This window comes from Microbacterium sp. cf046 (assembly GCF_900114345.1).
In the GTDB taxonomy this organism is placed as follows: Bacteria; Actinomycetota; Actinomycetes; order Actinomycetales; family Microbacteriaceae; genus Microbacterium.
This window is the reverse complement of record NZ_FOZJ01000001.1, coordinates 1,228,989-1,241,846: the sequence shown is the minus strand read 5'-3', so window position 1 is coordinate 1,241,846 and position 12,858 is coordinate 1,228,989. Positions and strand designations below refer to the sequence as shown.

The window sequence follows — 12,858 nt, the reverse complement described above, 5'->3', positions numbered from 1 at the left end:
AGAGGCTGCCGCCTATACTCGAACCGTCCGGCGGGCGAGCACCCGCCGGTGCTCGAAAAAGGGGCACACCGCCACGGCATCCCGCATCGCCGCGCGCGAGACACATACGGAACTCACCGTCCGTCCCTGTCTCTGGAGCCGAAATGCCCACTGTGTCCGCGCACGTCGCCGCCGCCCTCGCCCGCCACATCGACCACGTCTTCGGGGTCATGGGCAACGGCAACGCCTACTTCCTCGATGCCCTCGAGCGCTCGACCGACGTCGGGTTCACCGCCGTCCGCCACGAAGCGGGCGGGGTGGTCGCGGCGGACGCGTACCATCGCGCGGGCGGCGGCCTCGCAGCGGCGACCGCGACCTACGGCGCCGGCTTCACGAACACCCTGACCGCCCTCGCCGAGGCGGTGCAGGCGCACGTGCCGCTCGTGCTCGTCGTCGGCGACGAGCCCACCTCCGGTCGGCGCCCCTGGGGTGTGGACCAGATCGCCCTCGCGTCGGCCGTCGGCGCCCGCACCTACACCGTGGGGCGGGCGGACGCCGCCGCCACCACGGTGATCGCGATCGAGCATGCGCTCACCTACCGGGTGCCGACGGTGCTCGCGATCCCGTACGACGTCGCCGCGCTCGACGCCGGCCCGGTGCCCGAGGCGCCCGAGCCGCGGCTGCCCGCCCCAGTCGCCCCGCGCGGCCCGTTCACCGCCCAGTCGATCCGCGATGCCGCAGCGGCACTCGCGGGCGCGAAGCGCCCCTTCCTGCTCGCCGGCCGCGGCGCGTGGATCGCGGGTGCGGGCGCCGCACTGGGCGACCTCGCCGATGCGACGGGCGCCCTCACCGCGTCGACGGCCCTGGGACGCGGCATCTTCCCCCGCGATGAGTTCGACCTCGGCGTCACCGGCGGGTTCGGCGCCGAAGAGGCGATGGAGCTCGTGGAGCAGGCCGACGTCGCGGTCGTGTTCGGCGCCTCGCTGAACCAGTTCACGATGCGATTCGGCGCCCTCTTCGCGCCCGGCGCACGGGTGATCCAGGTCGATCTCGCCCCGGCGGCCACTCACCCGCATGTGGGCGGCTACATCCGGGGGGATGCCGCACTCGTCGCCCGCGCGATCGCCGAGGAACTCGCGTCGATGGGGCCAGCGCCGAGCGGGTGGCGCGAACGCGTGGACACGGCATCCGCTCGCGCGTACGAACCCGGTGACGCTTTCGCCGCCGACGGGCGTCTCGACCCGCGTTCCGCAGCGGCCCGGATCGCCGAACTGCTGCCCGAGGACCGCGTGGTGGTCTCGGACGGCGGGCACTTCATCGGCTGGGCGAACATGTACTGGCCGGTCGCGTCCCCCGACCGGATGATGATGGTCGGCACTGCGTTCCAGTCGATCGGCCTCGGCTTCGCGAGCGTTCCCGGTGCTGTGCTCGCCAAGCCCGACTCCACCATCGTCCTCACCTCCGGCGACGGGGGCGGGCTCATGGCGCTCGCCGACCTGGAGTCGGCCGTGCGCGTGGCGGGCGGGCGGGGGCTCGCAGTCGTCTGGAACGATGCGGCATACGGCGCGGAGGTGAACCTCTACGGCCTCAAGGGCCTCGCCGAGGCTCCGATGCTCATTCCGCAGGTGGATTTCGCCGGCGTCGCGCGGGGCTTCGGCGCGGAGGGTGTCGTGGTGCGCACGCTCGCCGACCTCGACCGGCTCGCCGAGTGGGCCGGCACGCCCGCCGCCGAACGCCCGTTCCTGCTCCTGGACCTGCGCATCTCCGGCTCGGTGATCGCGCCGTACCAGGAGGAGATCATCCGCGTGAACTCCTGACCGCGAGGGTGTAGCGGGGCGGATCGATCACGGCGATGCGGCGCGGCGGACTCGGAGACCGATCCATCGGGTGAGAACCATGCTTCCGACGAGGCCTTGCCCACGGGATTCCGGATAATATACGATTTCGGATACAACGCAAGGCGAGGGAGCCCCATGAGCAGTTCGACGGATGCAGCCGCTCGTTTCGGCGCCCTGCCGGGACGGCCGGGCAAGATCATCGCGATCCATCTGAGCTATTCGTCGCGCGCGGATCAGCGCGGCCGCCGTCCTGAGGCGCCGTCGTACTTCTTCAAGCCCTCGAGCTCGGTCGGCGTGTCGGGGGGCACGATCGAGCGCCCCGCCGGCACCGAACTCCTCGCGTTCGAGGGCGAGATCGCCCTCATCATCGGCGCACCGGTCCGCCGCGTCGCGATGGCCGATGCGTGGAGCCATGTCGGCTGGGTGACCGCATCGAACGACTTCGGTCTGTACGACCTGCGCGCGAACGACAAGGGCTCCAACGTGCGATCGAAGGGCGGCGACGGATTCACGCCGATCGGCCCCGTGCTGCTCGATGCCCGGAGCATCGACCCCGGCGCACTCCGGGTGCGGACGTGGGTCAACGGAGCTCTCGCACAGGACGACACCACGGCCGGACTCATCTTCCCGCTCGCCCAGCTCGTGGCCGACCTCTCGCAGCACTTCACGCTCGAGGAGGGCGATGTGATCCTCACCGGCACCCCCGCCGGCTCCTCCGTCGTCGAGCCCGGGGACGTCGTCGAGGTCGAGGTCGACTCCCCCGCACGAGGGCTGTCGTCCGGACGCCTGGTCACGACGGTCACGCAGGGCACGGCATCCTTCGACGGGTCACTCGGCTCGCTGCCGTCGGTGGATGACACCCAGCGCGCCGAGGCATGGGGCTCCCCCGCGGCCACGGTCGTCGAGCGAGAGAGCGAAGCGACCGAGGCTCCGGTGCTGACACCGCAGCTGCGCGCCAAGCTGATGCGCGTCCCGGTCGCTGGGCTGTCCGCCCAGCTGCGCAAGCGCGGCCTGAACAGCGTCACGATCGACGGCGTCCGGCCGATGCACCCGGGCACCAAGATCGTCGGCACCGCGAAGACGCTCCGGTTCGTCCCCGGCCGCGAGGACCTCTTCGCCTCCCACGGCGGCGGCTACAACGCGCAGAAGCGGGCGTTCGATGCGGTCGGCGACAGCGAGATCATCGTGATCGAGGCACGCGGCGAGACCGGGTCCGGCACGCTCGGCGATATCCTCGCGCTCCGCGCGAAAGCACGCGGCGCGGCCGGCATCATCACCGACGGCGGAGTCCGCGACTACGACGCGGTCGCCGCGATCGGCATCCCCGTCTTCTCCGCCGGCGCGCATCCCGCCGTGCTCGGACGAAAGCACGTCCCGTGGGACATCGACGTGACGATCGGATGCGGCGGCACGACCGTCCAGCCGGGCGATGTCATCGTCGGGGACGGCGACGGCGTGATCGTGATCCCGCCCGCACTCGCCGAAGAGGTCGCGGATGCGGCCCTCGCGCAGGAGGACGAAGACGCGTACGTGGCGGAGCAGGTCGCCGCGGGGCATCCGGTCGACGGACTCTTCCCGATGAACGCCGAGTGGAAGGCCAGGTACGACGCGTGGCGCGCGACACGATGAGCGCAGGCGCCGCGCCGGCCGCCACCCAGAGCAAGTCCCAGCGCGCCTACCACTGGATCAAGGGGCGCATCGCGAACCAGGACTTCACGCCCGGCTACCGGCTCGTGCTCGGCTCGATCGCGAAAGAGCTCGACATGAGCGTGGTTCCGGTCCGCGAGGCGATCCGTCAGCTCGAGGCCGAGGGGCTCGTGACGTTCGAGCGCAACGTCGGCGCGCACGTGTCGATGGTCGACGACTCGCAGTACCGGTTCAGCATGCAGGCCCTCAGCATCCTGGAGGGCACGGCGACCGCGCTGGCCGCCCGCCGTCTCAGTGCCGACGACATCCGCCGCGCGCGCGCCGTCAACGAGCTCATGGTCGAGACGCTCGACCACTTCGACCCGCGCTCGTTCACCGCCCTCAACCAGGAGTTCCACGCGATCCTGTTCGCCCGGTGCGCCAACCCCCGCATGCTCGAGCTCGTGAACGCCGAGTGGGCGCGCCTCGGCCACCTCCGCGACTCGACGTTCAGCTTCGTCCCCGGCCGCGCGGCCGAGTCGGTGCGAGAGCACGAGAGCATCCTGCAGCTGATCGAGGACGACGCACCGCTCGGCGAGATCGAAAAGGTCGCCCGACGGCACCGCTCGGCCACGCTCGACGCCTATCTGATCCACGAACACCCCGACGAGGCACTGGGCCTGCCCGCCTTCTGAGAACCGCCCGAGGAGAGACATGACCGACACCGCGACCGCGGTCGGCGCGCACCACGTGCCCGCCGATCTGCCCACCCGCGTCCAGCACTACATCGACGGCGAGTTCGTCGACAGTGCCGACGGCGACACCTTCGACGTGCTCGATCCGGTCACCAACGAGACGTACCTGCGGGCCGCCGCCGGCAAGAAGGCCGACATCGACCTCGCGGTGGCCGCCGCGCGCCGCGCATTCACCGATGGCCCGTGGCCGCGGATGCTGCCGCGTGAGCGCTCGCGCGTGCTGCACCGCATCGCCGACATCGTCGAGTCCCGCGACGCGCGGCTCGCCGAACTCGAGTCCTTCGACTCAGGCCTGCCGATCACGCAGGCACTCGGTCAGGCCCGCCGGGCGGCAGAGAACTTCCGGTTCTTCGCGGACCTGATCGTCGCCCAGGCCGACGACGCGTACAAAGTGCCCGGTCGTCAGCTGAATTACGTCAACCGCAAGCCGATCGGCGTCGCCGGCCTGATCACGCCGTGGAACACGCCGTTCATGCTCGAATCGTGGAAGCTCGGCCCCGCCCTGGCGACCGGCAACACGGTCGTGCTCAAGCCGGCCGAGTTCACGCCGCTCTCGGCGTCGCTCTGGGCCGGCATCTTCGAGGAGGCGGGCCTGCCGAAGGGTGTCTTCAACCTCGTCAACGGACTCGGCGAGGATGCCGGAGACGCGCTGGTCAAGCATCCGGACGTCCCGCTGATCTCGTTCACCGGCGAGAGCTCGACCGGGCAGCTGATCTTCGCCAACGCGGCGCCGTACCTCAAGGGTCTGTCGATGGAGCTCGGCGGGAAGTCGCCGGCGATCGTCTTCGCGGATGCCGACCTCGACGCCGCGATCGACGCCACGATCTTCGGGGTGTTCTCGCTCAACGGCGAGCGGTGCACCGCGGGTTCGCGCATCCTGGTGCAGCGCGAGGTGTACGACGAGTTCGTCGAGCGCTATGCGGCTCAGGCCTCGCGCGTGGTCGTCGGGTATCCGCACGACCCGAAGACCGAGGTGGGTGCGCTCGTGCACCCCGAGCACTACGACAAGGTGATGAGCTACGTCGAGCTCGGCAAGTCCGAGGGTCGTCTCGTCGCCGGCGGCGGCCGGCCGGAGGGGTTCGACACCGGCAACTTCGTCTCGCCGACCGTGTTCGCCGACGTCGCTCCGGACGCGCGGATCTTCCAGGAGGAGATCTTCGGGCCGGTGGTCGCCATCACGCCGTTCGACACGTGGGAGGACGCCCTGGCCCTGGCCAACGACACGAAGTACGGGCTCGCCGCCTACCTCTGGACGAACGACCTGAAGGGCGCGCACAACTTCGCACAGGCCATCGAGGCCGGGATGGTGTGGCTCAACTCGAACAACGTCCGAGACTTGCGCACGCCGTTCGGCGGAGTCAAGGCGTCGGGACTCGGCCACGAGGGCGGGTACCGCTCGATCGACTTCTACACCGACCAGCAGGCAGTGCACATCACACTCGGCGAAGCGCACAACCCCACCTTCGGCAAGGGAGCCTGATCGTGACCGACAAGATCCTCACCTCCTCCGGCTTCTCCGTCTCGCAGGAGGCACCGATCACCAGCGACAACCCGGTCCCGACGCCCAGCAGCCCGCCGCCGGACATCCTGAGGTGCGCCTACATGGAACTCGTCGTCACCGACCTCGCGGCATCCCGCGTGTTCTATGTGGACGTGCTGGGTCTGCACGTCACCGAAGAGACCGGCGACGTGGTGTACCTGCGCTCCACCGAGGAGTTCATCCACCACAATCTCGTGCTGCGTCAAGGCCCGGTCGCCGCGGTCGCCGCGTTCTCGTACCGCGTGCGAACGCCGGAGGACCTCGACAGAGCGGTCGCCTTCTACGAGGAGCTCGGATGCCGCATCGAGCGGCGCGCGGAGGGATTCACGAAGGGCATCGGCGACTCGGTGCGCGTGGAGGACCCACTCGGCTTCCCGTACGAGTTCTTCTTCCAGACCGAGCACGTCGAGCGCCTGTCGTGGCGGTACGACCTGCACACCCCGGGCGAGCTCGTGCGACTGGACCACTTCAACCAGGTCACGCCCGACGTGCCGCGAGCGGTCAACTTCATGCAGTCGCTGGGGTTCCGGGTCACTGAGGACATCCAGGACGACGAGGGCACCGTCTACGCCGCATGGATGCGCCGGAAGCCCACCGTGCACGACACGGCGATGACCGGCGGTGACGGCCCGCGGATGCACCACGTGGCGTTCGCGACGCACGAGAAGCACAACATCCTCGCCATCTGCGACAAGCTCGGCGCCCTGCGCCGCTCCGACGCGATCGAGCGCGGACCCGGTCGTCACGGCGTCTCGAACGCGTTCTACCTGTACCTGCGCGATCCGGACGGACACCGCGTGGAGATCTACACGCAGGACTACTACACCGGCGACCCCGACAACCCGGTCATCACGTGGGACGTGCACGACAACCAGCGCCGCGACTGGTGGGGCAACCCCGTCGTGCCCTCCTGGTACACGGAGGCCTCGCTCGTGCTCGACCTGGACGGCAACCCGAAGCCGGTCCTCGCCCGCACCGACACGAGCGAGATGGCCGTCACCATCGGCGCGGACGGCTTCTCGTACACCCGCCCGGGCGACGAGCCCGAGCAGCTGCCCAGCTGGAAGCAGGGCGAGTACAAGCTCGGCCATCAGCTGTGAGGCACGTTTCGTCTCGCTTCGCTCGCTCAACGACCGGAGCCTTCGGTCTTTGAGCGAGGAGCGCAGCGACGAGACGAAACGCCCTAACGTGACAGAGGAGGAGGGCCGATGCTGACGCCTGAGCAGATCGCCGAGATCGCAGACGAGCTCGCCGCCGCGGACCGCGCGCACAGTGTGATCCCCAGGATCACGGCACGGTATCCGGCCGCGACGATCGAGGACTCCTACGCGATCCAGGGAGTCTGGCGCGACAAGAACGTCGCCGCGGGGCGCCGGCTGGTGGGCCGGAAGATCGGACTCACGTCCAAGGCGATGCAGGAGGCCACCGGCATCAGCGAGCCCGACTACGGCGTCATGTTCGAGGACACGGTGTACCGCAGCGGTGCCGACATCCCGGTGGATCAGTTCTCGAACGTGCGCATCGAGGTCGAGCTCGCATTCGTCCTGAAGGAGCCGCTCGAGGGTCCGGACTGCACACTGGCGGACGCGCTGGCCGCGATCGACTACGCGATCCCCGCACTCGAGGTGCTCAACTCGCACATCGAGCTGGAGGGCCGGACCATCGTCGACACGATCTCCGACAACGCGGCCTATGGAGCCATGGTGCTCGGCGACGTGCGCAAGGGTCCGGACGAGATCGATCTGCGCTGGGTGCCCGCGCTGCTCTACCGCAACGGCGAGATCACCGAGACCGGCGTGGCCGCCGGTGTGCTCGATCATCCCGCGACCGGGGTTGCATGGCTGGCGAACAAGTTCCACCACCACGGTGCTCGGCTCGAGGCCGGCGAGATCATCCTGGCCGGGTCGTTCACCCGGCCGATGTGGGTCTCGCGCGGCGACGACGTGCTCTGTGACTATGGACCGATGGGGAGGATCACATGCCGTTTCGTCTAGAGCCCACGTTCCGCGACGCGCTGGCCGCGGCATCCCGCCCTCTCGCGGGCATCTGGGTGTGCTCAGGGTCGCCGCTCGTCGCCGAGATCTGCGCGGGCTCCGGAATGGACTGGACGCTCATCGACATGGAGCACTCCCCCAACGGGCTCGAATCCGTGCTGGCGCAGCTGCAGGCGGTCGCCGCCTACCCGATCACGCCCGTCGTACGGGTGCCCATCGGCGATGTCGTCACCATCAAGCAGGTGCTCGACCTCGGCGCGCAGAACCTCCTGGTGCCGATGATCTCCAGCCCCGACGAGGCCGCAGCGGCCGTCGCCGCCGTGCGCTACCCGCCCCTCGGCGGTCGCGGAATCGGCAACTCCCTCGCTCGATCGGGACGCTGGAACCGGGTCGACGGCTACCTCGAGAACGCGGGCGATCACGCTTCGCTGTACGTGCAGATCGAGACGGCGGTGGGTGTGGATGCCGCAGCCGAGATCGCCGCGGTCGACGGCGTCGACGGCGTCTTCGTCGGCCCCGCCGACCTCGCCGCGTCGATGGGAGTGCTCGGTCAGCAGACCCATCCGGATGTCGAGGCCGCCGTGCTGCGCACGTTCGAGGCCGTGCGCGACGCGGGCAAGCCGGTCGGCGTCAACGCATTCGACCCGGCCGTCGCCGACCGGTATCTGGCGGCCGGTGCGTCGTTCATCCTCGTCGGAGCGGACGTCTCACTGCTCGCCCGCGGCTCGGAGGCGCTCGCCGCGCGGTTCGCCACCGGCGACGCAGGTTCGCGCGCCTCGTACTGACCTCGTTCTGGCCGTTGTGGCCGTTCTGACCGCGAGACTGCACTGGCACGCCGAGACAGCGGGTGAGGACCGCAGTCTCGGCGCGCAGTCGCAGTCTCGCCGTGCAGGTCAGACGTGGTCCAGCCGTGCGACCCCGATCTTCGAGTCGGCCATGCCGTAGAAGACGTAGCGCTCGCCCTCGATCTGCTCGATCGCCGTCGGGAACACCACGTTCGGCACGATGCCGCTGCGCTCGTCCTCGGTCTCGGCCTGCAGGAGCGGCTCGCTGGTGCGGGCGACCACGCGTGTCGGATCGTCGGCGTCCAGGAGGATCGCGCCTGCCGCGTAGTTGACGTTCTGCTGCTGCGAGAACGCGCTGTCGATCTTCCCGGTGACGCCGTGGTGCAGGAGCAGCCAGCCCTCCGGCACGCGCAGCGGTGCGGGACCGCCGCCGATCTTGACCTCCTCGAACGGATACGCGGGCCCCGCGACGAAGCGATGCTGTCGCCAGAACGTCAGCGCCGACAGGTCGGCCTCGACCGCGGCGACGGGCACATAGCTGATCCAGATCGACTGGCGCTTGTCTGTGACGCCCGCCGGCACGACGATGCCCTGCCCCGGCTTGGTCTCGCCCAGATCCCACATCGGCCGGTGGAGCACCGCGAAGCTCTCCACGCCGCCCGGCGCCGTGACCGGCTCGGGGAAGAACACGGTGTCCTTGTTGTGGAACAGGTTGAGGTCGATATCCAGGTCGTCTTCGTACGCGAACAGTACCGGTCCGAGCCGGCGCCAGTCGCGCAGGTCCTCCGAGACGGCGAGCGCCGTCCGCGGTCCGAGCGGTCCGTACGCCACGTACGTCATGACGTGCAGGCCGAGCCGATCGATCCAGGTCACCCGCGGGTCTTCGACGCCGGCATTGCCGACGCCGCGCTCCCACGACCGATCGGGCTCGAGCACGACGCCCTGCCGCTCCACGCCGACCGGCACGCCGTCCTCCACGACGATGCGCGCCAGCCCGACGCGCGACACGTTGCCGGCCGCGACCAGTCGCGGCAGCAGGTAGAACTGTCCGTCGGGCCCGATTCCGGATGCCGGATTCAGCACCCCCTCGACCTCGTTCGGATTGCCGTCCTCCGGCGACATGATCACGCCCAGACGCGTGAGCGTGTACGGCACAGTCGAAAGCTCTGCGGTGGTCATGTCAGCCTTTCACGCCCGACCCGATGTCGGTGCTCTGGAATTGGTGCTGGAAGATGATGAACAGCGCCACAGCCGGGATCGCGAGGACCACAGCGCCCGCCAGGATGGCACCGAACGGATTGGATGCCGAAGCCGCGACTGTCGTGATGTAGTTGGCGAGCGACACCGCAAGCGGCTGCAGCGACGGCTCCTTCGTGATCAGGAACGGCCAGAGGAACTCGTTCCACGGACCGATGAACGTGAGCAGCACGACGGTCAGCAGCGCCGGACGCACCAGCGGCAGCGCCACGCTCCACAGGATCCGCAATTCGCTCGCGCCGTCGATCCGGGCGGCGTCGAACAGCGCCCGCGGCACCTGCAGGAAGTACTGCCGGAAGATGAGGACGGCCGCCGAGTTGATCGCGAACGGCAGGATCATCCCGAGGTGGGTGTCGGCGAGCCCGTAATCCCGCGCGATCAGCACGTAGAGCGGGATCATGAGCAGCTGGAACGGCACGATCTGCACCAGCAGCGCGATCGAGAACGTCACACCGCGCCCTCGCCAGTGCAGCACCGAGAGCGCGTAGCCGGCGAGGACGCCGAACACGACAGTGCACAGGATCACCCCGCCGGTGAAGATCCCCGAGTTCACCAGGCCCGACAGCAGGCTGATGCGCTCGTTGATCTCGACGTAGTTCTGGAATGTGATGTTCGCCGGGTTGGGGAACGCCCCCGCCGGACTGGTGTCGGGCTTGGTCTGCAGCGATCCGATGACCATGTAATAGAACGGGAACAGGAACGCCAGAGCGCCGACGGCCAGGAGGATCCAGCGGGCGATCCGTCCGGCGCGCCCGGGCTTGCGGCGGCGGGGGGAAGCAGCATCCGCCGGGGTCGTCGTCTGCGCCTGCGCGCGCGAGTCGGTGGTGGTCATGACTCCTCATCTCCCACGAGGTTGCGCTCGATCAGCGCCAGGATGAGCACCAGGATGACGAGGATCACGCCGATGGCGGCCGCGACATCCGGATTGCCCTGCTCCAGGCCCTTCTGATACATCAGCAGGACCGGCGAGGTCGATGCCCCGTTCGGTCCACCGCCGTTCGTGAGCAGATACGGCTCGGTGAACAGGTTCGCCCCCGTGATCGTCGCCAGCAGGAGGACGAGCAGCGTCGCGGATCGCACGCCGGGCACGGTCACCGAGAAGAACGTGCGCACGGCGCCCGCCCCGTCGGTCGCCGCCGACTCGTAGAGCTCCTGCGGAACCGCCTGCAGCGCCGCGAGGTACAGCAGGATGAAGAACCCGAGCTGCTTCCAGGTGACGAAGAACGCGATGGTGGGCATCGCGAGGAACGGGTTGATCAACCAGGAGGGGTCGGGGGCGAGCGGACCCAGGACCTGGTTCACGAGTCCGTTGCCGCTGAACATGAACAGCCAGACGCCGACGACGGCGACGGATGCCGTCACATACGGCACATAGAAACTCACGCGCAGGAACAGGCGCGCCCGCACGACCCGGTTCAGCGCGGTCGCCAGAAGCAGCGACAGCACGACCGTCAGCGGCACGTTGATGATCAGGAATATCCCGACGTTCAGGAACGAACGCCACACGGCCGGATCGGTGGCGACCGCCACGAAGTTGTCGAAGCCGACGAACTCCCGCTCGACGTCCGCTCCGGGGGCCGCGAAGAAGTAGTCCTGGAACGACATCCACACCGCGAAGATGAGCGGAAAGGCGAAGACGACGCCGATGAAGATCAGGTAGGGCGCGCTCAGGAGGATTCCGAGCGGATTCTCGCCGAGGATGCGACGGCGGCGCCGGGCGGAACGCGCGTGCTGCGCGTCCGCCCGGTCCGTCGCCGGCTCGGTCGTGACCGTGGCCATGGCCGGATCCGTCAGCCCTGGCCGACCAGGGCGTCGACCTCTGCGGCCGTGTCGGTGAGGAACGACGGGATGTCGCCTTCGCCGAAGATCACGGTCTTGGAGTACGCGTCACGGAAGGTCTGCCACACCTCGATCGAGTTCGCCACGTTGGGCACCTCGACGACGCGGTTGGCCTGGTCGCCGAACACTTCGTACGCCGGGTTCTCGGAGAAGTAGTCCGGGTAGGCGGTGGTCAGGTCCTGACGCAGCGGCATCTGCCCGGTCAGCTCGAGGAGCTGTCCGTCCTGCTCCTCACCGGTCGCGAACTTCAGGACGTCCCATGCGGTGCCCTTGTTCTCGCAGGCGGTGAACATGCCGACGTTCTTCGCGTCGCTGAACGTGTAGGTCTCATCCGCAGCGGTGCCCTTGGAGGTGGGAACCGGCACGGTGCCCCAGTCGACGTCCTCGCCGAAGTAGTCGATGGCCCAGGGCCCGGCGATCGTCATGGCGGAGTTGCCGTCGACGAAGGAGTCGCCGTTGTAGGCCTCCTGGCCGGCGAGGCCCTCCTTGTACATCGTCGCCCAGAACTCGGACACCGCAGCGCCCGCGTCGGAGTCGAAGGTCGCCTTGCCGCCTTCGACCAGCTGGGTGCCACCGGTCTCGGCTCCGTAGAGCGGGTAGAAGTCGAACCAGGACTGGTAGAACTCGCTCGACGGGGCGGGGTAGATCGCGTAGGGCGCCGCGCCGGATTCGGTGAGCGTCCGCGCGGTGTCGAGGAACTCGTCGTAGGTCGAGAGCTTCGGCGCCTCGGGGTCGAGGCCGGCCGCCGTGAACATCGCCTTGTTGTAGAAGATGACGACGGGGTTGGACTTCCACGGCATCTGGTAGAACTCGCCGTCGGCGGACGCGTACTGCGCGGCATTGTCGCCGCTGCGCTCGTTGATGTAGTCGTCGCCGTCCTCGAAGCTGGACAGCGACACCAGGCCGCCGGCCTTCTCGAACTGCGGCACGGCTGCCGGCGACGTGTTGAAGATCAGGCAGGGCGCGTTGCCCGCGGTGATCGCGGCGCCGATCACTGCCTCGCTGCTGTCGCCCGCGGGGATCTCCTGCGCCTTGACCTGCTCGTCGGGGTGCTCGGCGTTCCACGCCTCCACCATCTGCTTCCCCCACTCGATCTCGGCCGCATTGTTCGAGTACCAGATCGTGATGTCGCCGTGGGCCTCGAGATCGTCGCCTCCGCCGCCTCCGCCTCCGCCCCCGCTGCACGCGGTGAGTGCCAGGGTGCCGGCCGCGGCGATGGCCGCGATCTTGATGCTTCTTCGCATT

Annotated in this window: 11 protein-coding genes; 7 read left to right on the top strand and 4 right to left on the bottom strand. The window is 69.1% G+C overall.

Annotated elements, in window-relative coordinates; all coding sequences use genetic code 11:
- Positions 1–143: 143 nt before the first annotated feature.
- The 7 genes from BM349_RS05625 (at position 144) to BM349_RS05595 (ending at position 8,517) form a co-directional block, all read left to right on the top strand.
- Entirely contained in the window at positions 144–1,796 is a 1,653-nt protein-coding gene (locus BM349_RS05625; protein ID WP_091704204.1) for a thiamine pyrophosphate-binding protein, read from the top strand.
- A gap of 156 nt (positions 1,797–1,952) precedes the next feature.
- Positions 1,953–3,446, top strand: a complete 1,494-nt coding sequence (locus BM349_RS05620) for a fumarylacetoacetate hydrolase family protein (RefSeq protein ID WP_091704202.1) — start codon at positions 1,953–1,955, stop codon at positions 3,444–3,446.
- A complete protein-coding gene (locus BM349_RS05615) occupies positions 3,443–4,138 on the top strand; it encodes a GntR family transcriptional regulator (RefSeq protein WP_091705018.1) in 696 nt (231 codons plus the stop codon). The genes BM349_RS05620 and BM349_RS05615 overlap by 4 nt, the downstream gene beginning before the upstream one ends.
- 19 nt (positions 4,139–4,157) lie before the next feature.
- A complete protein-coding gene (hpaE, locus tag BM349_RS05610; RefSeq protein ID WP_091704199.1) occupies positions 4,158–5,678 on the top strand; it encodes a 5-carboxymethyl-2-hydroxymuconate semialdehyde dehydrogenase in 1,521 nt (506 codons plus the stop codon).
- 2 nt (positions 5,679–5,680) lie between these two features.
- Positions 5,681–6,838, top strand: a complete 1,158-nt coding sequence (gene hpaD, locus BM349_RS05605; protein ID WP_091704197.1) for a 3,4-dihydroxyphenylacetate 2,3-dioxygenase — start codon at positions 5,681–5,683, stop codon at positions 6,836–6,838.
- Positions 6,839–6,946: 108 nt separating this feature from the next.
- Positions 6,947–7,732, top strand: coding sequence for a 2-keto-4-pentenoate hydratase (locus BM349_RS05600; RefSeq protein ID WP_091704193.1), 786 nt, complete (start codon positions 6,947–6,949; stop codon positions 7,730–7,732).
- Complete coding sequence (locus BM349_RS05595; RefSeq protein ID WP_091704190.1) at positions 7,717–8,517, top strand: HpcH/HpaI aldolase family protein; 801 nt, start codon at positions 7,717–7,719, stop codon at positions 8,515–8,517. Before BM349_RS05600 ends, BM349_RS05595 begins: the two co-directional genes overlap by 16 nt.
- 108 nt (positions 8,518–8,625) lie before the next feature.
- Here BM349_RS05595 and BM349_RS05590 read toward each other — a convergent pair whose 3' ends face one another.
- From BM349_RS05590 to BM349_RS05575, 4 genes are read right to left on the bottom strand one after another with little or no spacing between them, the layout of a single operon-like run.
- Positions 8,626–9,696 carry a glycoside hydrolase family 130 protein gene (locus BM349_RS05590; RefSeq protein WP_091704186.1) on the bottom strand — a complete coding sequence of 357 codons (1,071 nt, stop codon included), beginning with the start codon at positions 9,694–9,696 and terminating at the stop codon, positions 8,626–8,628.
- Between the two features lies 1 nt (position 9,697).
- The gene (locus tag BM349_RS05585) at positions 9,698–10,606 is read right to left on the bottom strand and encodes a carbohydrate ABC transporter permease (protein WP_091704184.1); all 909 of its coding nucleotides are present in this window, start codon (positions 10,604–10,606) and stop codon (positions 9,698–9,700) included.
- A complete protein-coding gene (locus BM349_RS05580) occupies positions 10,603–11,553 on the bottom strand; it encodes a carbohydrate ABC transporter permease (RefSeq protein WP_091704182.1) in 951 nt (316 codons plus the stop codon). Before BM349_RS05580 ends, BM349_RS05585 begins: the two co-directional genes overlap by 4 nt.
- Before the next feature lie 11 nt (positions 11,554–11,564).
- Complete coding sequence (locus tag BM349_RS05575; RefSeq protein WP_091704178.1) at positions 11,565–12,857, bottom strand: extracellular solute-binding protein; 1,293 nt, start codon at positions 12,855–12,857, stop codon at positions 11,565–11,567.
- Position 12,858: the final 1 nt, after the last annotated feature.